The organism is Oryzicola mucosus (genome assembly GCF_014534685.1).
GTDB classification, from domain to species: domain Bacteria; phylum Pseudomonadota; class Alphaproteobacteria; order Rhizobiales; family Rhizobiaceae; genus Oryzicola; species Oryzicola mucosus.
This window is the reverse complement of sequence record NZ_JACVVX010000001.1, coordinates 455,746-477,117: the sequence shown is the minus strand read 5'-3', so window position 1 is coordinate 477,117 and position 21,372 is coordinate 455,746. Positions and strand designations below refer to the sequence as shown.

Here is a 21,372-nt window from a genome sequence, read left to right as displayed (position 1 = left end):
GCCCTTTTGGTTATGCTGAGAGCATTATGACAACCTATGAACTTTCCGGCCAGCGCGTCTGGGTTGCCGGGCACCGAGGCATGGTGGGTCAAGCGATCGTCAGGCGTCTCGCCTTGGAAAATTGCACCGTCCTGACCGCGACACGCGATACGGTAGACTTGCGAAACCAAGCTTCCGTCTACGCCTGGATGAACGAGGCTCGCCCGCAAGTGGTGTTCCATGCTGCCGCAACTGTGGGTGGGATCCTGGCGAACAGCACGCGACCGGCGGAATTTCTGTACGATAACCTCATGATCGGCGCGAACGTCATTGAGGCGGCGCGTGAGTTTGGGGTCGAAAAGCTCGTCTATCTCGGGTCATCCTGCATCTACCCAAAGTTTGCGCCGCAGCCGATTCCGGAAAGTGCGCTGCTATCCGGACCGCTCGAACCCACCAATGAGTGGTATGCGGTTGCCAAGATCGCTTGTATCAAGCTTTGTCAGGCCTACCGCGCTCAGTATGGCTGTGACTTCATTGCTGCACAGCCGACCAATCTCTACGGCCCGGGTGACAATTTTGACCTTGCCAGCAGCCATGTGCTGCCGGCGCTTCTCCGCAAGGCTGAGGACGCCAAAATCTCCGGTAAATCCATGACAGTTTGGGGAACGGGCTCGGCGCTGCGGGAGTTTCTCTATGTCGACGATCTCGCCGATGCGTTGGTATTCTTGGCGCGCACCTATTCCGAAAGCGAAATCGTCAATATCGGAACCGGCGAAGAGATTACTATCGGAGATCTCACCAAACTGATCGGCGACGTCGTGGGCTTCAAGGGCGGGTTCGACTACGATCGGTCCAAGCCTGATGGCTCTCCGCGAAAGCTGGTCGATATCACCAAGCTTCACAATCTCGGATGGAAGCACAAGATGAACCTGCGCGAGGGCATTGAGGCCACGTATCGCTGGTATCTCGAACAATCCGAGTTGCGCGGTGTCAGCCATTCGGCGTTGTAGCCTGTTAAGAATTGTCGCGGTCCCGTAGACGGCCTTGCCTTGGCACCTCCCGAAGGATTTGCCCACGGCAAGTGCCGTCGATGCTGCGTCACTTTCGCCGTTGGCGGCGTTCTTGAAATACCGCCGAGCAACAACAACGGCATTTTCAATCCGATGGATCGTTCGGCTGACATGGCGCGAACGCCTTCATTCGACGACCTTGCCTTTCCGGTGACCGCGTGAAAATCTCTCTCATAACCGCTGTTTTCAATTCGGAGACAACCGTCGGCGAAGCGATCGCCAGCGTCGCTGCGCAGACCTATTTGAACTTCGATCACATCGTCGTGGAGGGCAAATCCAAAGACGGCTCCCTCGCTGCCATTCAACAGGTCCAGCACGATCGGATGCGATTGATCAGCGAGTCTGACCGAGGTGTCTACGATGCGCTGAACAAGGGAATTCAGCATGCCGAGGGCGATGTGATCGGCTTCATTCACAGTGACGATTTCCTGGCGCATCCCGGCGTCTTGGAGCGGATTGCGGAAGCTTTCGAAGATCCCGCCGTTGAAGCTGTCTTCAGCGACCTCGACTATGTGGCCCAGTCAGACACCTCACGCGTCATCCGGCATTGGTCTACAGGCCCTTTTCGCCCTGGGAGGTTGAGGCGCGGATGGATGCCGGCCCACCCTACGCTCTATGTCCGGCGTCATGTCTACGAGCGGTACGGAGCCTTCGATATTGGTTTTGGCATCGCCGCGGACTACGATTTCATCCTGCGCTACTTCTCGCGCACCACAGGCAAGTCGATCTACATTCCTGAGGTTCTCTATAAGATGCGCGTGGGAGGGATCAGCAATCGCAACTTCGCTAAAGTTCGTCAGAAGATGGCGGAGGACTACCGCGCGATCCGGCGAAACCGGGTGGGCGGACTTTCGACTCTGGCGTTGAAGAACCTGTCCAAAGTGGGCCAGTTCCTGGTGCGGCAGGCATAAGAGCGAAGTTCTGGTACGGCCCGGGCCGAACTGGATGGCAGAAGACTGAGATATGCAGCCCCTGAAGTCTAAAGATACGGCTTTGAGACGTGCGAACGCAGCCGATGGCGCTCTTGATATTTTCGTAATCACACCTTGGTTTCCCAACCGGCCGGGCGGATGGCCTGCACCATTTATTGCTGAGTCCGTTGGGGCGCTGGCGGAGATGGGCCACCGGGTGCGCGTTGCAGTGTTGCGGGGAATTGTCCCGAACTTCCTAGAGCGGTTTGCACCCCGCGAACATCAAGGCAAGATCGATACTGCCGCATTTCACAGCTTGGAGCGACTTGAGACAAGCCGCTATCTAGCATTGCCACGCGGTTTCTTACGACGTTTGACAAACTTGGCTCTCGATGGGACGGTAAAGCGCAGCTTACAGAGGGCCTTTAAAGATCGACGGCCCGATGTTCTGATTGTTCACTCCGAAGGACTTGCAAGCGGCGCCGTTGAGATCGCTGGGACGATTGGTTTGCCTGTCATTGTGGTTCTGCACGGTGAAAATACCAATCGGGAATACATTTCCGGCGGTCAACAAGTAGAGCGTTTCCGACGATCTCTTTCTGCAGCGGATCGCCTTGTTATTGTAGGAGAACCCCTGCGGGCCTATGCGGCAAAGCTGGCCGGCCGTGCCGATCACGTCTGCGTAGTCTGGAATGGGGTCAGGCCACCCCCGAAAACACGCGTGGTTCCGGTTCCCGATTGCAAACCCTTAGAGTTGATCACCGTTTCCAATCTACAAGAAGGTAAAGGCGTGGACCTGCTGGTCGCGGCCTTGCACCGTCTCTGCCTAGCCGGTGTCGCTCACTGGAGACTGACGGTTATCGGGGAGGGGCCTGAAAAGCCGGCGCTCCGCCATCAAGTCGACGCCGCGAATCTTGGCGATCATGTCCGGTTCTTGGGTGCGCAGAGCAACACGCGCGTACTCGATGAACTTGCGCAATGTGACGTTTTCGTTTTGCCGTCATACCGCGAAGCATTCGGGGTGGCATATCTTGAAGCCATGGCCGCTGGGCTTTTGACCGTCGGGGTGAGAGGGCAAGGGCCAGCTCAATTCATTGTGGATGGGGAGACTGGACTCCTGGTTGAACCGCGTTCTGTCGATGCTCTGGTGCAGACGTTAGAGCCAATTTTGCAGCAAGCTGACCGAACAGCATGGCGCCGGATCGCTGCACAGGGGGCATCATATGCAGCGACGCAGGCGACTTGGCAGGCGCACGCGTCGAGAATGACCGATTTGATAAGGACGGTTGTCGCTGAAAACACATCGAGGCCGTCTACCGTAAGCCTCTCTACCAGCCGTGTCGTCGCTCCGTGAGCGGAGACTCAACTCCCCGGGCGTTTTGCGTCTTCATCGAACCTGCGCCATACATTACGCGGCTAGGCGAAGAATTGAGTGGTCGATGGCCAGCCCCTGTGGAAACCTGGTTTATTACCCGAACACTGACCCAGGCCTGGGAGCGATCACTAGAGCAATCGGGAGGCCGTGTACTCCCTAAGGGAACGCTGGCAGCTGCGGCAACGCTCTGGCGTGAACTTCGTAGAAAGCGCCCGGGTGTCGTTTTTGTCGCGGGTTGGAGCCATCCTGTGATCATCGCCGTGATCATCATGAGCCGTTTGCTGGGCGCAAAGGTGATCTCGATGTCCGACACCCACATCAGCACATCCAGAGGTTTACGCGCTGCGGCAAAGAGAACAGTGATGCGGCTGATCGATCGGTTTACGCCTGCTGGTTCCCGTCAAAGCCAATATCTCCGCGACCAAGGGATTTTACCCGATCGGATTTTCGTCGCTCGTATGACGGTTGATGTCAGTGCCGCAACCGCTTTTTTAAGCCAGGAGAGATTGCGCCGGCGTCGCGAAGTTCGAGAGGCGTTGGGCGTCGCTGAAGATGCACCTGTTTTTCTATATGTCGGCCGTCTCGAGCCGGTCAAAGGTCCGGATCTGCTGCTTGCTGCGTTCAATCGAGAAGAGGTGTCAAAGTCGGCGCGGCTGATTGTCGTGGGCGATGGGACAATGAGAGGGAAGATCGAGGCCGCAGCAAGGGCCGATCCTCGCATCGTATCACGCGGAAGGCTGGAGGGGCCGGCGCTTTGGGCGCAATTCGCCTCGGCGGATGTCTTGGTGGTGCCGTCGCGCTCCGAGTCATGGGGACTTGTCGTAAACGAGGCGTTGGTTGCAGGCTTGACCGTCATTGTTGCGGATTGCGCGGGTTGTATTGGGGATTTGATTCAAGACGAGGTGAATGGGCTGATCTTTCCAACGCACAGCGTTGAAGCGCTTGGCTCGGCGCTGGCGCGCTTGTCGCACGGTCCTGCATTGCGCACGTTTCTAAAGGGCAATGCAGCGGCGACAATCGCCGATTGGACCACCGAAGCGTGGGCCGGAAACATTTTGGCCGCATGGAGGGACAGCCTGTCAGACCGACAGCCGGGCCTTCAGGACGCTACCTGATTGAGAGCGCTGCAACTGAAAGACCGCACGTGGAGTGGCCTGCTGCTGGCATTGGGTTTCGCCGCATCGGTGGGGCCGAGCATAGCTTACGTAAACGTGGTCCTGAACCCGTTGGCAAGATGGGTGGTGCTTCTCTTGCTCGTATTGGCTCTGTTCGTTACCGGTCGACTGTTTTCGGGTCTGCGTGGCTATGCGGCGGCGTTTGGTTTGCCTCTTTTGGTCTACGCCACATTCTCCACGTTCTGGTCTCCGCTACCCAACCTGACCGGGTTGAAATCGGTGACCTTTCTGTTGGTTGCAATCGCTTATTCCGCCGCCGGGGCGGTGTGGGCGGCAAGTGCTAGGCGCTGGGACAGCTTCAATGTGCTTTGGCCTGTCCTCATCCTGACCATCCTCTCCGGTCTGGGAGGTCTTGGCATAGCCTCGTCGAAAGTGCAGATGAACGAAACGGTCAACCTGTACCGCGGGCTCACCGCCAACTCCAATTTCCTTGGGCTGTTGGCTCTTTTTTCGCTTCCACTTCCGCTGTGGTACCTTGCTCGACCGGATACAACACGCGGCACAAGGCGCTTGCACATCGCCATTCTCATTTATATCGGTTACCTTTTGGCAAGTTCGTTGTCGCGGGCAAGTCTACTCGGCGCGGCAATCATGCTCGTTATTTATCTGCTCGGACGAGGTGCGCAACGGTTTGTTGTCGTTCTCGCTGGAATGGCGGCTTTCTCCGTCCTGTTGTCAATATTGTTCCCGGCATTGATCGACTCTCTGGTCGTGCAGTTTGTTTATAAGGGGGACCCCTTGGCAACGTCGGTGTTGGCTTCCCGAGAGGACAATTGGTCTCTTTCCTACGAAGGCGCCGCTCAAGGGGGCCTCTTCGGCCTGGGTTATGGTGTTTCTTTTGGCTTCAACACCTACGATGTGGGCTTGGCGGCAATGGAATATGGCCGCGAGAAAGGCAACGTCTCGCTGGCGATCATCGAAGAGGTAGGCCTGTTGGGTTTTGGTTTGTTTGTCGGTTTCATCATCGCTGTGCTTATCCAAGGGGTAAGAGCAGCCATGACCGCCAGCATGCGCGAGGATCGTATGCTCCTTGCGCTGATGATCGGCAGCTTGGTTGGGATGGTCGCTAACGCACAGTTCGAATCTTGGTTGTTCTCGCCTGGTGGCGCGGGCACTCCGATATTCTGGGCCACAGTCGGGATGATATGGACAACCTCTCGGAACGTGGTTCGCGACAAGGGTCGGCGAGCGCGACATTTACGCTTCGCCCAGCGCGCCAACCATTGGGCGAAAAGTTGAATTCATCTCAAAGATCTAATGGAACAAAGCTGTGACGGATAGACCAGCCTTTCAGCGGATAGCTGCCTTGAAGTTAGGCGAGTTCCAGCGGCCGGCGATCGATGGAAACTGGGGTTATGGGTGGCGGATTGTTTGGTACATCGTCAACGCGTTGGTGTTCCAATCTGCGATCGTCGGGCTGCTGCCAAGCAGAGCAAAAGCGGCACTTCTACGCCTGTTCGGCGCGAGGGTCGGTACCGGTTTTGTTTGCAAGCCCGGCGTAAACATCAAGTATCCGTGGTTTCTGAACGTCGGCGACTACGTCTGGCTGGGAGAGGGCGTGTGGATCGATAATCTGTGTCGGGTCGAGATCGGCAATAATGTGTGCATCAGCCAAGGCGTGAAAATTCTCACAGGCAGCCACGATTGGAGCAGACCGGATTTTCCGTTCTTTGCGCTGCCTGTCACCATTGGCGACCATGTGTGGATTACAGCGCACAGGGTCATACGCCCTGGGGTGGAGATACCACCGCAGGTTGCCGTTCTCGCTGATATTGGACGACGCGATGCCGAACAGGCATATGCAAAGCTCCAGGCATGAATTCGTGAGAGTATCCACGCTCAGCGAACGTTTTCGATACGGTGTCGGTCGCATCCTGGCGAACAGCGTCGTCACTTGGCTGCAGATTGTCGGTGTGACTTTAGCCAAACTGCTGACGACCCCGTTCCTGCTGAACGCTCTCGGTGCTGAGAATTTCGGTTCCTATGCCGCCGCCACGTCCATTGCGTTGCTCACCAGTTTTCTGACAGGCGCTATGCAGGCTACGAGCCTGCGGGCGATCGCCTTGGAGGCCAAAGATGCTGACAGCAGAGGAAAGCTGTTCAATGCATTGCTCGGCCTGCACCTTTGGACGGCTGTCTGCGTGCTGCTCATCGGATACTCACTCGGCAGCTGGGTGGTCGCTCACCTGCTGGTCGTCCCGGAAGACGTGCGTTCAACGGTGCAGGTCGTGTTTCTCATAACGTTGGGGACGGCGGCGTTTGGGACCCTTCTTGCACCTTATGAAGCCTATCTGCAGTACAAAGAACGCTTCGCCGTATTCGCCTTCCTGGACCTTGCGCGATCCTGGCTGCTGGTGCCTGTAAGTTACGGGTTAATGTACTACGACGGTCAACGCATGATAATCTATGCGACGATTATGGCCGCTTCGACGATCTTAACCAATCTGGTCGGCATGGCCGTGGTACTGTATGACGATCCTCTCACGCGGCCACGCCCGACGCAGTTCTTCAATCCGGCCGCCTACCGTAAGCATGGCGCGATCTTTTCTTGGTCGCTTGTGGGCTCGCTCTCAGCGGTAGCGCGCAATCAGGGCCTTACCGTTCTCATGAATGTTCTGGGTGGCCCGACCGCTAGCGCTGCCTTTGCCATTGGCAATCAGATGCAAGGAGCGCTCCGGCAACTGGCCAGTTCGATCCAAGTCGTGCTGGCACCGCGCGTTTACAGCAAAGAAGCATCCGGCGACCGCAACGAGATGGTCGGTGCCGCCCTGGCTGCTTGCAGGATTTCGACGCTCGTGGCTGTCGCCCTCGCCGTGCCGCTCGTCGTCGAAATGCCGACCGTGCTGTTGTTCTGGCTGGGTGACATGGATCCGACCATAGCCTTTGTTGCGAGGATTTTGATCTTGAGCCAACTTGTCGATCAGACGTCGGTGGGCGCCGGGATGGCCAACATGGCGATGGGACAGGTTGGCCGTTTTCAATCCATCGCAGGCGGTCTCTCCTTGCTGGTACTGCCGTTAGGCTATGGCGTGGGGGTGCTGACCGGTGATTTCCGCGACGCGCTTGGCGTTTCGGTCATTGTCGTAGGCATCGTCGTGGTGGCTCGTATTTTGCTCCTCCAGTCCCGCGCACCGGGAATCATGCGCCGATGGGGCATCGAAACGCTCTCAAGGGTAGCCTTCGCATCGGTGCCACCTACAGTTATCGCGATCGCTGTCGCTTCACTCCTGCCGCCATCCTTGTCTCGGCTGGCGTTAACAATTGCAGTGACAAGTGCTGTATTCGGGGTCTCGGCCTACTGGTTAGGACTGAGTGCCAAAGAACGGGCGATGTTGGCGGGCCTCGTCTCGCGAGTGAATAGGCAGTCATGACGGCCTTTTCTAGGCCCACGGCGATAGTAGCGCATCCGATCTGGGGCCGAGGGGGCGCGGAAGCGGCGGCGATGTGGATCATCGCCGCTTTGGTCGAAGACTATGATGTGACTGTCTACACTCGATCTGGCTTTGATCTCGACGCGCTGAACGCACTCGCCGGCACTCGGGTTGAGCCTACCGATATCACTCTTCGCATGGCGAGGGTTGAGACGATAATACCGGTTGGGGCAATTGCTGCGGGCAACTTTGTTCGATCCCTGGCAAATGTGGGCGCTGACTACAGTCTCCGGGTTTCTGCGTCGGGCGCATTGCCCTGGGGGCGCCCGGCACTGCATTTTCTTTCTTCGCTGGACTGGAGCCCGGACGTCCGGGCTCAGCTGCCCTATGGCGATGCCGTACCGTTGCGGACACGGGTTTCGCGGGTGGTCGCGGCGCTCGTGTCCGGCCGACCGCGTAGAAACGCGGGCGACATTTTTATAGCTAACTCAAACTGGCTGCTGCGTCGGAGCAAGATGAGCCGCCAAGGTGACATGCGGGTAATCCATCCGGTTGTACCTACGATTCCCGTCGGGCTTGCGTGGTCAGAGCGCGAGAACATAGTGCTGGTTTTCGGTCGGATTTCGCCGGAGAAGGAGATCGAGGCTTGCATCCGAATCGTGGGCGCGGCGCGAGCGTCAGGCTTTCCTGGTCGGCTCGTGATCGCAGGCCCCCATGGTGAGGATGGCTATGTCCGCAGAATCCGAGCCCTCGTGGCAGAACACGATTGGATCGAGATGCTCCCTGCCGTGGTCTCGCGCGAGAAGGAAAAACTCCTCGGACGAGTCAAATATGGGCTAAATGCTTGCCGTATTGAGGCCTTCGGAATTTCTACCGCAGAGATGGCTGCCGCAGGTGCGATTGTGTTGGCCCCCGCCGATACCGGGCAAGAAGAAATTGTGACCGACCAAGCACAAATTTATCGAACAGAGGTGGAAGCTGCGCAGCTTTTGGTGGCGCTGGAGCGCGATGTGGAGTGGCAGGTTCGGGCAGTGGCGTGCTCTGCTGATGTGCGCGAGCGGTTCAACCCGTCACAATTCACGGACGCGGTCAGAGCTACCGCGCGTGAGTTGGTTGAGCGAAAAAGGTAGAGTGCGCCAGGACATACTATTAAGCTTTCAAAGAAAGTCCGATCGCGGGTTTATAAGAGGCGCCTGCCTTTGATACTTATATTCAGTCCAGCGTCGTGCCTTCTTGTGCAGATCAAATTCACCAAGCGTGATCTTCAATTGAATTATCATATCGATTGGCGGGCGAGTTTGTCGAAAATTATACGTTTCACAAGGTCTCGCCGATGATCGGGGTGCTTCATGTTGTCCCTGATTTACGTCGGCAAGCGGGTGGTATCGCCGCCGCGGTGACCGCACTTGCCGCCGCGCTGCAGGACCAAGGAATAGTAAGTCGGTTCCTGACTCGTTTCCTGGACGACGGTTCTGACTTGCGTCGACTTACCACAATCGTGTCCACAACGCATCTCGTCCACCCATTGAAAAGGAACGTTGTCCTTAAACAGGCGCTCGAGGGATTTCCTCCGGGCATGAGTTTTGTCGTGCACAGCCATGGCCTCTGGCATCCGCTGAATCATGCGGCTGTAAGATCGGCAAGAAAGAGCGCTGTCGGGACGGTGATCAGCGTACACGGCATGCTTCTGCCGTGGGCGCGTCAGCATAAAAATATGCGCAAAGACATTGCTTGGGCGTTGTATCAGCGACGCGATCTGCGCACCGCATCGGCAGTTCATGTGACATCCCAAGCTGAAGCAGAGATAGTAAATGCCGCTGTTGGCATGGGTCAGGTGCGAGAAGTCCCTTTTGGGATTGACCTTCCCGAAGCCCCAACCGCCATGAACCTATCCGGACACGAGCGCCGGCTGCTTTTTCTTGGCAGATTACATCCGGTGAAAAATCTTCATACTCTTATCCGGGCTTTCGCGCATGCTGGGTCAGCATCCTGGCACTTGAAACTGGTTGGACCCGACGAAGACAGCCACCGTTCTGAACTCGAATCCCTGATTGTGAGCCTTGGAATGCATACGCGTATCACAATTGCAGGTCCGGCCTATGGCGCGGACAAAAAGCTCGAACTTGCTGCGGCTCATGCGTTGGTGTTGCCGAGTTTTACGGAGAATTTCGGGGTTGTCGTGGCCGAGGCACTTGCCATGGGACGGCCCGTTTTGGCGTCGACCGGGACTCCGTGGAAGGCTGTGGAAAGCGAAGGTTGCGGCTGGTGGGTTGATCCCGCCCTGGAAGGCCTTGAAAGAGGGATTGCAACGCTGACCTCAACACCGGACTCCGAACTTGCGGTGATGGGCGCACGCGGCATGGCCTGGATTAGAGCTACACTGTCTTGGGCCAAGACGAGCACTGAGTTTACAGAAATCTATCAACACGCTGCGGGATGCTCCGGTGTCCGACAGTCATTTTCGGGGCAATAACTTCATCTCCGCCCGGCGTTTGTGAGAATTCAGCTTTTGCACATCAATGCTGTCACGCTCCAATCCTGCGGGGGACGATATGTGCCCAGCTTCTCTCTGCTGCGTATCTTTGAGCGGCAGGACTTCTGAGGACTGTTAATGAAACACTTCGTGCTTGTCCTTGGAACTCGACCAGAGGCAATCAAGCTTTTGCCGCTGAACATCGAGTTGCGGAAAAAGGAGAATGTCAGGACGACCGTTATTTTGACGGGGCAGCATCGAGAACTTGTCGAGGATGTATTTCACACCTTCGGCTGCGATGCCGACATCAAACTCGACACGATGAAACACAACCAATCCCTTGCCGGCATTACGGCGAGGGTTCTCGAGGGACTTGACGGGTTGTTGCCGGAAGATGCGGACCTCGTGATCGTCCAAGGAGACACCGCCAGCGCCTTTGTCGGTTCGTTGTTGGCGTATTATCGTGGCATTCCGTGCGCGCATGTGGAGGCTGGACTGAGATCTGGCGACGTTCATTCGCCTTTCCCAGAAGAATTCAACCGTCGTGCGGTTTCAATCACGGCGCGCTGGCACTTCGCCCCGACGCTGACCGCAGCGGGTAATCTTGCCGCGGAGGGCATCCATGACCATGTCCATGTCGTTGGCAACACGTCTATCGACGCGGCGCTTACAATCGCCGCGAAGAATCTACCGCCATCGGATATGTTGCGCGCTGCCTTACCCGAACTGACCGACAGCAACGCGCGCGTAGTGTTGGTCTCGGCGCACCGTCGCGAAAGTTTCGGCGAGGGCATCACCTCGATCATTGCCGCCATCCGCAAGATCGCCAAAGAGCGTCCTGACTTCGTCTTTGTCTGGCCTGTACATCCCAATCCAAACATTCATGGAGTGGTGATGGAAAGCCTCGCCAACATTGGAAATATCCGTTTGCTGAAGCCTTTGAGCTACAATGATCTGCTGATTGTCATGCAGCGGAGCTATTTGGCGCTGAGCGATTCCGGCGGCATTCAAGAAGAGGCGCCGTGCTTCGCTTGCCCGGTTTTGGTCCTCCGAAAAACCACGGAACGGCCAGAAGCGATCGAGGCTGGATGCAACATCTTGGTCGGCACCGATACGGGAGCCATTGTTGACGCGTTCAATCGCCTCGCTGATGATCGCGCTCTTCACAGGCGGATGACTGAGATTGACAATCCCTATGGAGACGGGACGGCATCTCGCAAGATCGCCGATACGCTTCTCTCAGCAGTTTGAAACCGGATCCACAACCGGTGCAAATCTCTGCGTTGATGATATCCATTTTCACAGGTCCGTAGATGACAGCAGTGCAGATCAGCGCGAACCACGTGAGTCTCCTAGGCAACTACCACGAAGGCAATTTCGGCGACGACGCCCTTCTAGTCGCCTGCGCTGCGCTGTTCAAAGGCCAAGCGCAGCCACTGAGCGTTCGTGGGAATATCGCCTACAAAGATGCTCGTCTATCGGGACTCCGATCAGAAAAGAATGTGACTGGCTCGCCGAATTTGATCGTGTATGGCGGTGGCACCCAGTTCTTCTCCTTCAACAGCACGGACACCGTCCCCGACCCTCTTCAGCCACGCCGGAAAGTGCTCGTGCAAAAGCTACTGTCGCCATCGTCGGTTGTATCTTCGATCCGAACTCGGATGAGGCGCGCGCGTTTGCAGCACGTCCCTAAAATTGCCATTGGCATAGGAGTCGGTCCATTCAACGATGCCGCCTCTGCCGAAGTCGCCGCTGCCTTGCTGCGCCGTATGGCTTTCGTTTGGGTTCGAGATGCCCTGTCTGAAGAGTTCTGCCGCAGCAATGGGGTGGAGAACCTCGTCGTCTCAGCAGACCTTTGCTTCACCGATGCCTTTGCGGGGATGGTGCATCGTCCGCGCGATCGGCGCCAGACCGGAGGGCAGGCAAGTCGCGTTGGAATCATCTTGCGCGATTGGGGGACTCTGGATGCCCGGTTTTTCCAACGCCAGATTGCGGCAGCACAAAAGTTGAGAACCTTAGGGCATAAGGTTCAATTCTTGGCGCTGTCGCCGCATGATGAAATGTACCTGAGCGAAATGGCAGCTGCCAACGAAGAGGTACACGTCTGGAACGCGGAGGAAGATAAACTTGAACGATTCTGGGAGGTGATCGGCAACCAGGACTTAGTGATCACGTCCCGCTTTCATGGCGCTATTTTTTCTTTGCTTTCACGAACACCGTTCATCGCAATTGAAATCGAACCGAAGCTGCGTAACCTGCGTACGGTCGTGCCAGAACTTGCGGCTTTTGCTGTTTCTCCATCGGTTGATGCGGATCATTTGTGCACGCTTGCAGAAGCCCTTCTCGCGCATCGAGAACAAACAGCACCTGCATTGGAGCGGGCCTTGAGCCGTCAATGCATGAACGCGCGTCGGGGTGAACAAGCTCTCGCGACCTTTCTGGAGAGTGAGAAAGGTCAGTGAAAAAAAAGCCCAATGTTCTGATGTTCGCGCCTTCCTTCGCACCCAATTTCTTTTCGGAGGCGTTGGTCAACAGCAAGCTTGCCCTGGCAATGCTCGATGAAGGCTGGGAAGTAACCGTGTTTTCCGCTTCAGCAGTCTCTGATTTTGGCTACACGGACACGTGGGAAAGCCCATGGCAGCCACTTCGTCCTATCGTGCGGCAAATCCCAGCCGCGGGAAACCATGGCAGCCTGAAAAAGATCGGGCGAGCCGCCTGGGCGATTGCAACGGGACGGCATCCCGTTCCCGGCGCGATCTGGGCAGCGAAGGTCGCTCGTGCAGCGCTTGAAATCCATGCTGTTAGGCCGTTCGACCTGATGTTGACCCGATCAACGTCGTGCATCGCCCATCTTCCAGGCCTGATCGTCAAGCGCGCCGCTGGCGTGCCATGGATTGCAAATTGGAACGACCCGCCACCGCATCTATTTCCAGCTCCGTATAACTATCCCATCTCGCCACTCCGGCGTTTTTTTACAGAGCGCTATCTAAGCGAGGCAGCGGCTGTCGCCGATCTCAACACATTTCCATCAGAGCGGCTGATGCGTTACTTGGCTGAGCCTTTGCTCATCTCCGACCCCAAGCGCATGCATGTCGTGCCGCATATTGGACTAGGCTTTAGGGGCCACGCACCAACTGGAAAAAAGGACCGGTTTCGTATCAGCCACGCGGGCAATCTTTCAGTTGAACGAAATCCGAGAGGCTTCCTTCGTGCTTTAGCTGAGGTTGCCAATCGCCACACGGAAATCAGGTTCGAACTTGAGCTAATCGGGAAGATTGACGACGGCATAAAGGCAGAAGTCGAGAAGTTGCAATTGTCAAAAGTCGTGACGTTTTTGCCAAACTTATCGTTTCAAGCCTGTTTCCAGCAAATGGAGGAGTCGGATGCGCTCTTGCTCATAGAAGCATCGGTGGAAAATGGAATATTCTTTCCAAGCAAGATTGTCGACTATTGCGAGGTCGGTCGTCCGATCCTTTTCATTTCGCCTGAACAAGGTGTCTCTAGAGAGATGAATGATCGTTTCAAGCTCGGGTACTTCTGCAATGTCGATGAACCGACCTCCATAGTAGTTGGGCTGGAAAAATTGGTATTGGACTGGAAAGCAGATCGTATCTCTTATTCTGGTCTTGAAGACATGCGGACAATCGTAAGCCCTTCCGAGATCGTCGGGCAGATCGGACGTCTGGCCAGAAGCCTCGGTGTACACTAACCCCGCGCAAAAGAGTGTTGATCCGAACGCATCCCTTGAGGGGAGCAACCTCCCGCCGACGATCTGGATCCCGCACGCGCTTGGAACCGATCCGATTGACCGACACAGGCCGGCGGCCTCCCCAGCGCCGGGCCCCAGTCGAGATCCAGTAAACCGAAATTGTCGACCTGTATGACGACAAAGACTTCATCCGGGTCGGTCTATGGGCGCGCCAGGTCCGATCCGTGCCTGGGTGTATACGGCCTGCTGTCCGTCACAGTCACAACCGAGTAGCTGTAATTTTCACCTTGCGATGATAGATGCAAACGGATCGGAGCGGCCGCGCATGAAAAAGACGCGGGACTTGCGTACGGACATCCAAATCTTACGCGCCCTCGCCATCGGTATGGTGGTGCTTTTTCATGCGGGCCTGCCAGGCTTCCCCGGCGGCTTTCTTGGGGTGGATATATTTCTCGTAATTTCGGGCTATCTCATCACGCGCATGATCGCGCGCAGCCTGACGGCGAGAACCTTCAGCATTCCGGTATTTTTCCTCAATCGGGCTAAGCGCCTGCTACCGGCAGCACTAACCGTCTATGCGGTGACGGGCATAGCTGCGCTCTGGCTGCTAACAGACGCGGAGATGCAGCGCTACCTCGACACTCTGTTCGGTGCCCTGACATTCACCGCCAACATCGAACTCTGGCAAACCACTGATTACTTCAGCGCCGCTGCGAAGCAGAACGTGCAGTTGCATGTCTGGTCACTTTCGCTGGAGGAGCAATTCTATTTAATAGCGCCGGTTGCGATGGTTCTGGCGCCGCGACGCTTTTGGATGCCCATGATGCTCGCCGGCCTGGCGCTCAGCATTGCAGCCTGCTTCTTTCTGGTTACGCGCAGTCCGGTTGCCACGTTCTATCTGCTTCCCACCCGTGCGTGGGAGCTTATAATTGGGGCGGTCGTTGCCTTGGGCGAACACCATCTGACGCCGAAAACGCGCGCAGTCGTTACCCGGGTGGGTCCTGTGGCGCTGTTGATCCTTCTGGCGGTTCCGATAGCGACGCCGGGCCAGGCGCTCGGCTTCCCGCACCCAAGTGTCGATGCGTTTTTTGTTGCGCTCTGCACCGCTGTGCTGATCGCCGGACGACCGTCATTTCTCAACAAGCACGATCCCATCTCTGCAACGGGTTATTGGCTAGGGGGCCTTTCCTACTCGCTCTACTTGGTACACTGGCCGCTTTTTGCATTCGCAGAAAATGCTTATATTGGGCAAGAGATACCGCTGCCCACACGCTTGGTGTTGTTGGGCGTATCGGTCATTCTCGCCGTTGCGCTGCACCGGGGTATTGAGCGTCCCCTTCACATGATGCGATTTAACGGATTCCGTTGGCCGGTCGCTGGCGGGTTCATCGCGGCGACGGTCGCGGTATGGGTTCTCGCCGTTTCTCTGTCTGATTTGCGCATCGGTCCTCGTGATTATGCGACGTTGTTTCAGCCAAACTACGGTTTGGATCGATCTTGTGAGGATGAAAAAGGCTTCCGCGACGCTCAAACATGTCGAACGGGTGAGAATCCGAGTACGCTGCTTTGGGGCGACAGTTTTGCGATGCATATAGCTCGCGCACTTCCGGCGCATTTCGATCCAATACAACAAGCAACGATGTCCAGTTGTGCTCCTGCTGTCGGTATCGCCCAGATTGAGCATGGAAGCTATCAAGATCGTTCCTGGGCTGAAAGATGTGTTCGGTTCAACAATCAGGTATATAATTTTCTATTGTCGCACGAAGAAGTAAAGACGGTTATTATTTCCAGCACCTTTTCACAAATCCTGGGAAAAGCGACGCTTGCTGGTCTCGTTGATGAGCAGGGTCACCTTTCGTTGCGCCCGATGAAGTTCGAACTTGGGACTGCCCACTTCGTTAATACACTGACAAAACTCGTTGAAAGCGGCAAAAAGGTTATCGTCGTTGGGCCGACGCCCACAACTCTTGTCGATCTTTCCGCATGTGTCGAAAGGCGAGAGGTGGGGCTGATCGTCGGCGGCGTTCGAGAGGATTGTCGTTTTTCCCGCAGCGCCGCCGAGACCTACAGGGCGGAGGCCCGGCGCTTGCTCGATCGTCTTCGTTCGCTTGAGGGTGTAACCGTGGTCGATATCTTTGACATCTTTTGCGACGAAACAACCTGCGATCCGACGCGCGATGGCGTCATATTGTTTCGGGACGCCGGGCACATTAGCGTCGCGGGAGCCGATTTCATTCGAGAGCGAGGACTCCTGCAGTTTCGCTGAGCGGTTATTGCCTAGTGAAATCATCATTTTAAGCGATTGGTTTTCGACAACAAGAAGCGCAGGCCAGTTATCTCCCCTCATTCATATCAGGTGCACAGAACGGCACCAAACCATCCGGACAACCAGAACGGGAGACCACGCGTGTCAAAACGGGCGCTAATTACAGGAATCACAGGGCAGGACGGTTCCTATCTGGCCGAACTGCTGCTCGCGAACGGCTACGAGGTGCATGGAATTAAGCGGCGTGCCTCGCTTTTCAACACGCAAAGGATCGATCATATTTACGAAGATCCCCACGTCGACAACGCGCGTATCAAGTTACACTATGGCGACTTGACGGATTCTTCGAATCTGACCCGCATTCTCTCTCAGGTTCAACCTGACGAAGTGTATAATCTGGGTGCCCAATCCCATGTTGCTGTGAGTTTTGAGGCGCCGGAATATACGGCGGACGTTGACGCCATGGGTACATTGCGTCTCTTGGAGGCAATTCGATTTCTCGGGCTGGAGAAAAAAACGCGCTTCTATCAGGCGTCGACCTCGGAGCTTTATGGCCTCGTGCAGGAGACGCCGCAGAACGAAACCACGCCCTTTCATCCGCGCTCGCCCTACGCCGTGGCAAAGCTCTATTCCTACTGGATCACCATCAACTATCGCGAAGCTTATGGGCTTTTCGCGTGTAACGGCATCCTTTTTAACCATGAAAGCCCACGTCGCGGTGAAACCTTTGTGACGCGTAAGATCACACGAGGGCTGGCTCATATCGCCCAAGGGCTCGAAACGTGCATCTATATGGGAAATATAGACAGTTTGCGCGATTGGGGGCACGCTAAAGACTATGTCCGGATGCAGTGGATGATGTTGCAACAAGAACATCCCGACGATTTTGTTATCGCGACCGGCAAGCAATACTCGGTGCGCGAATTTATTCGCTGGGCGGCAGCGGAGTTGGGCCTTGACTTGGAGTTTCGCGGAACCGGCGTGGATGAAGTCGCTACTGTCGCGGCTATAACGAGCGACAAGGCCCCAGGACTGAAAGTAGGGGATGTCGTGATGCGGATCGATCCGCGCTACTTCCGCCCGGCCGAAGTCGAGTCGCTGCTTGGCGATCCGTCGAAGGCGAAAGAGAAACTGGGATGGGAGCCCCAAATCACGGCGCGCGAGATGTGCGCCGAGATGGTCGCGGAGGATTTCAAGACGGCGCGCCGCCACGCGTTGTTGAAAGAGCACGGGTTGAACCTGCCGTTCTCGGTAGAAGGCTAAGGGCAACACAGATGCTTGGAACGCTAGGCTATATCTGGAACCATCCCCTCAACAAAAATGGCCGTTGGTCCGCGTTGTTACGGTTCGTTCGTTGGCAGATTTCAACCCGCTTAATGGCAGTTCCACACTATATCCCGTTTGTGAACGACACCGTGTTGGTCATGGAACGAGGGATGACTGGAGCGACCGGAAATTGGTACTGCGGATTGCATGAAGAAGCTGATATGGGATTTGCGCTTCGTTTGTTAAGGCGCGAAGATATATTCGTGGACGTCGGAGCGAATATAGGAAGTTATAGTATTCTTGCATCTGGTGCGGTAGGGGCGAAAACATTTGCTTTCGAACCTGCGGAAGAGACCTATCCAAAGCTCATTCGCAACGTTCTGGCGAACGATCTTCAGCATCGCATTTCAAGTTTTAATTTCGGCTTGGGTGCAAAAGAAGAGCAGCTGAAGTTTACAAAGGGACGGGACACCACCAATCACATCGTGACTGCAGGCGTTGGTGTATCCATCGTCGACGTTGTCGTTCGTCGCCTGGATGATGTTTTAGAGGGATCTGAGCCGCGGTTGATAAAAATCGATGTTGAGGGCTGGGAGGCTGAGGTTCTCGAAGGTATGCCCAATACTTTGAAATCATCCACGTTGGTCGCGATCATCGTGGAAACGAACCAAAGCGGCATGAGGTACGGCAAATCAGGGGAATCCCGTGTATTCTCCATCCTCAAGGCGAGCGGCTTCGCCCCGTATAGCTACGATCCCATCAGCAGTGAGCTGACCGCTGGGGCATCTGATCACAATACTATCTTTTTAAGGGATATTGGCTTCGTCAAGCAACGACTGAAAACCGCTGAAAGATACAAGTTGGTGAATGGATTCTTCTGAACAGGATGATGCATTTCTGTATTAGATTCTCCTTCCCTGTTTAGAAGTGCGAACCTAAGGGTTTCCCGGTCATATCGAAGAGGGCGAAAACCATAGCTGTGGCGTCGATCTTGGCATTTGCAGCGGTGACAGCGATGCTCTCCATCGCGCTCCGATACCGAGATGGGGTGGCGACACAGCCGCCGATGGCGCAAAAGCCCTTGACGCCGATAAATGGCAAACTCGCGATCAAGAGTCTCGATGCCGCCAAGGCGCATTTTCAGGGTCGGACCTTATCATGCAACCCGGTTGGGCTCGGTACGCCTTGCGACGGCCGCACAGCCGCTACATTTGCGAATGTGCCGGTCGTGCAATGTCGACTGGAGGACGGTACCGACCTCGCGGCAGAACTTGCCGGGTTGAATATCTTGTGTGACTTGCCTCACCAATCGGGCGGGATTTACCGTGCCTGGGGCTAAAGGGTTACAAGCCCAATGTCAGCAGTATCTTTTTGTCTGGAAATAGGGGTTTTGTATCGATTTCTGCGTAATCTGATCAAAAATGCACAACGCACCGTTGAGGAGCTGGTCGCCGTCACTGATGTTTAAGAATCTGCCACGTAATATTCACGACTTTCACCACTATGTTTGCACATGTGGCGGCTTTTACATCCTGAGATGAAATTTGTGGCTTGGCCTATCCCCCAAATTGCGATATGCGATCATGCATCAGAGACATCTGGGGGCCGCCAGTGAAAATCGCGATGAACTACCTCTTTGGAGTGTCGCTCCTGGTGCTTGGCGGCACTGCGCCGTCCATAGCGTGGGCAGAGGAGCAGGTGATCAGCGAATGTGCCTGCCCTATGACGCCGGCGGAATTTAATGGCACCCAAGCGTCCATCTCAGCAGTGTCTGGAAGCGTCATGGTTTCGCAAAAAGCAAGCTTTGTCGATGCCGGGAAAAACGCACCCATCTCGCTGAACGACCGAGTGATTACCGGAAACAATTCGTCTGCCAGTTTGCTGGTTGGTGGAAAATGCGCCATCAAGCTCGGCGCTAATTCCAGCGCAACCGTTGTTCAAGGGCAGCAGATATGCTTCCGAGTGTTGGGTGAGGAATCAGCCGCATCCCTTGGGGCCCCTGAAATCCTCTTCTTGGGCGCCGCAGCGGGCGCTGGTGCCGCGGCGCTTATGGCTGGTGACAGAGACGCAGCCTGCGTTTCGGGTTGCTGATCAAAGCGATTGGCTGCTTCGAAATATCCGCTTTTCGCGGGCGTTTGCATTCCTGGAACGGTATTGCACCGGCTGGCGCGATGCATAATGTCATAGTTGGCTTGGCCCAATGATCGATTTGCATTCGCATATCTTGCCGGGGCTGGACGATGGTTCGCCCGATCTTGCAACATCTGTCGAAATGGCCAGGGTAGCGGTTGCAGACGGCATCACGCATATGGCCTGCACGCCCCACATCGTCTCTGGCTTGTACGCAAACGATGCGCATATTATTAAACGGCAGGTTTCGCTGCTGCAACGGGCGTTGGATGCAGCCAATGTATCGCTGCAGCTCTTTACCGGTGCGGACGTTCACATTGCTCCGGACCTGGTCGAGAAAATTTCTCGGGGCACGATACCGACGCTGAACGGCAGTCGCTATTTCCTTTTTGAGCCGCCGCATCACGTGTTGCCGCCAAGAATCGAGGAGCTTGCAGCGCGTCTTATTCAAGCGCATTTCGTCCCCATTATAACTCATCCAGAACGACTGGGGTGGATTGCAGAGAATTACGTAGTTATCGAGAACTTAAATCGGCTAGGATGCTTGATACAACTCACGGCCGATTCCATCGTCGGCAATTTTGGCCCGTTGGCTACATACTATTGCGGACGATTGCTTGACGAAGGACGGGTGGATATCATTGCCAGCGATTGCCATGGGCCACGAATACGTTCGCCGAATTTGTCGAAAGCGCGCGAATTGCTGGAACGAAAGCTCGGACGTGAAGAAAGCGACCGAATGGTGCTTTCACGACCGAGGTCTATTCTGTTGAACGAATATTTGAGCCCGGCAGGAAACATGGAAAAACCCGCTAAATACCTTGCGGAAAAGAAGACTGGCCTGCTTAAGCGGTTGATGGGTGGAGGGCTCTCATGACACGTTCTGGCGCGATAGTTGCGGGTGCATGTTCGTTGGCGATGCTGGTGCTCCAAAATTGCTCCAGCACGTCTTCGCCGACGGCAGGGCCCACCGGGGTCCAAGCGCTTCAGCCGACTTCGGCTGCTGGTGCAGGTGATGGGGCGCTTCGCATCGTCTCGTCTTTGCCGGCGCCGTCACAAACCGGCGATGGCGACGATCAGCCGCTTTCTCCCGGAGATGTTCTGGAGCTGGATTTCTTTCAGGTCGACAATCTGGATAGAACTGTACAGATCGACGCCAACGGACGCGTGTCTCTCGCACTTATTGGTACAGTTACCGCAGCCGGCAAGTCAGTACGGCAATTCGAGCACGAAGTGAAATCCGCATACGGCGCCAAATATCTGCAAAATCCGGATGTGACTGTCTTCGTTAAGGACTCTGCCGGCCAAAGGGTTACAATTGACGGTGAGGTTGCGAAGGCCGGCATCGTTCCGGTGTCCAGCACGGCCACGCTGTTGGATGTTGTGGCGCTAGCAGGCGGATTTAGGCCCGTTGCAGACGAGACGAAGGTTTTCGTTTATCGAGATAGCAATGGGCAGAAATTGGTTGCGAACTACAATGTCAAGGCGATCAGACAGGGTGGCGCCCCAAACCCTCGGATATACGGCGGCGATGTCATTGTCGTGTTCCCGTCGTCAAGCAAGGTGGCTGTCCAAAACTTGAAGGAAGCGCTCGGCGTCGCTTCGAGCGCGGCTCGCTTGGCTGTTTTCTAGCGTTTTATGATGGGC

Annotated in this window: 18 protein-coding genes; all 18 read left to right on the top strand. The window is 55.9% G+C overall.

Going from position 1 to position 21,372, the window contains the following annotated elements; genetic code table 11:
- Positions 1-26: 26 nt before the first annotated feature.
- Positions 27-989: a GDP-L-fucose synthase family protein gene (locus tag ICI42_RS02280; RefSeq protein ID WP_188162915.1), complete on the top strand. Its 963-nt coding sequence runs from the start codon at positions 27-29 to the stop codon at positions 987-989.
- 218 nt (positions 990-1,207) lie between these two features.
- Positions 1,208-1,960 carry a glycosyltransferase family 2 protein gene (locus ICI42_RS02275; protein ID WP_188162914.1) on the top strand — a complete coding sequence of 251 codons (753 nt, stop codon included), beginning with the start codon at positions 1,208-1,210 and terminating at the stop codon, positions 1,958-1,960.
- Positions 1,961-2,012: 52 nt separating this feature from the next.
- On the top strand, positions 2,013-3,314 hold the full coding sequence (locus ICI42_RS02270) for a glycosyltransferase (RefSeq protein WP_188162913.1): 1,302 nt from the start codon (positions 2,013-2,015) through the stop codon (positions 3,312-3,314).
- 269 nt (positions 3,315-3,583) lie between these two features.
- Positions 3,584-4,450 (top strand): glycosyltransferase family 4 protein, encoded by an 867-nt coding sequence (locus tag ICI42_RS02265; RefSeq protein ID WP_188162912.1) that lies wholly within the window; start codon positions 3,584-3,586, stop codon positions 4,448-4,450.
- On the top strand, positions 4,451-5,749 hold the full coding sequence (locus tag ICI42_RS02260) for an O-antigen ligase family protein (protein ID WP_188162911.1): 1,299 nt from the start codon (positions 4,451-4,453) through the stop codon (positions 5,747-5,749).
- A 67-nt stretch (positions 5,750-5,816) separates the two neighbouring features.
- Positions 5,817-6,329: an LbetaH domain-containing protein gene (locus ICI42_RS02255; RefSeq protein ID WP_188162910.1), complete on the top strand. Its 513-nt coding sequence runs from the start codon at positions 5,817-5,819 to the stop codon at positions 6,327-6,329.
- On the top strand, positions 6,265-7,881 hold the full coding sequence (locus ICI42_RS02250) for a lipopolysaccharide biosynthesis protein (RefSeq protein WP_188162909.1): 1,617 nt from the start codon (positions 6,265-6,267) through the stop codon (positions 7,879-7,881). The genes ICI42_RS02255 and ICI42_RS02250 overlap by 65 nt, the downstream gene beginning before the upstream one ends.
- Positions 7,882-7,952: 71 nt before the next feature.
- A complete protein-coding gene (locus ICI42_RS02245; RefSeq protein ID WP_188162908.1) occupies positions 7,953-9,011 on the top strand; it encodes a glycosyltransferase in 1,059 nt (352 codons plus the stop codon).
- A gap of 155 nt (positions 9,012-9,166) precedes the next feature.
- Entirely contained in the window at positions 9,167-10,354 is a 1,188-nt protein-coding gene (locus ICI42_RS02240) for a glycosyltransferase (protein ID WP_188162907.1), read from the top strand.
- Positions 10,355-10,492: 138 nt separating this feature from the next.
- Positions 10,493-11,605 (top strand): non-hydrolyzing UDP-N-acetylglucosamine 2-epimerase, encoded by a 1,113-nt coding sequence (gene wecB, locus ICI42_RS02235; protein WP_188162906.1) that lies wholly within the window; start codon positions 10,493-10,495, stop codon positions 11,603-11,605.
- 62 nt (positions 11,606-11,667) lie between these two features.
- Positions 11,668-12,816, top strand: a complete 1,149-nt coding sequence (locus ICI42_RS02230) for a polysaccharide pyruvyl transferase family protein (protein WP_188162905.1) — start codon at positions 11,668-11,670, stop codon at positions 12,814-12,816.
- Positions 12,813-14,063 (top strand): glycosyltransferase, encoded by a 1,251-nt coding sequence (locus ICI42_RS02225; protein WP_188162904.1) that lies wholly within the window; start codon positions 12,813-12,815, stop codon positions 14,061-14,063. Before ICI42_RS02230 ends, ICI42_RS02225 begins: the two co-directional genes overlap by 4 nt.
- 325 nt (positions 14,064-14,388) lie before the next feature.
- Entirely contained in the window at positions 14,389-16,329 is a 1,941-nt protein-coding gene (locus tag ICI42_RS02220) for an acyltransferase family protein (protein WP_188162903.1), read from the top strand.
- Positions 16,330-16,470: 141 nt separating this feature from the next.
- Positions 16,471-17,592 (top strand): GDP-mannose 4,6-dehydratase, encoded by a 1,122-nt coding sequence (gmd, locus tag ICI42_RS02215; RefSeq protein ID WP_188162902.1) that lies wholly within the window; start codon positions 16,471-16,473, stop codon positions 17,590-17,592.
- A gap of 11 nt (positions 17,593-17,603) precedes the next feature.
- Entirely contained in the window at positions 17,604-18,476 is an 873-nt protein-coding gene (locus ICI42_RS02210) for an FkbM family methyltransferase (protein ID WP_188162901.1), read from the top strand.
- A gap of 742 nt (positions 18,477-19,218) precedes the next feature.
- Entirely contained in the window at positions 19,219-19,686 is a 468-nt protein-coding gene (locus ICI42_RS02205) for a hypothetical protein (RefSeq protein WP_188162900.1), read from the top strand.
- Between the two features lie 109 nt (positions 19,687-19,795).
- Positions 19,796-20,602, top strand: coding sequence for a tyrosine-protein phosphatase (locus tag ICI42_RS02200; RefSeq protein WP_188162899.1), 807 nt, complete (start codon positions 19,796-19,798; stop codon positions 20,600-20,602).
- Positions 20,599-21,357, top strand: a complete 759-nt coding sequence (locus ICI42_RS02195) for a polysaccharide biosynthesis/export family protein (RefSeq protein WP_188162898.1) — start codon at positions 20,599-20,601, stop codon at positions 21,355-21,357. Before ICI42_RS02200 ends, ICI42_RS02195 begins: the two co-directional genes overlap by 4 nt.
- Positions 21,358-21,372: the final 15 nt, after the last annotated feature.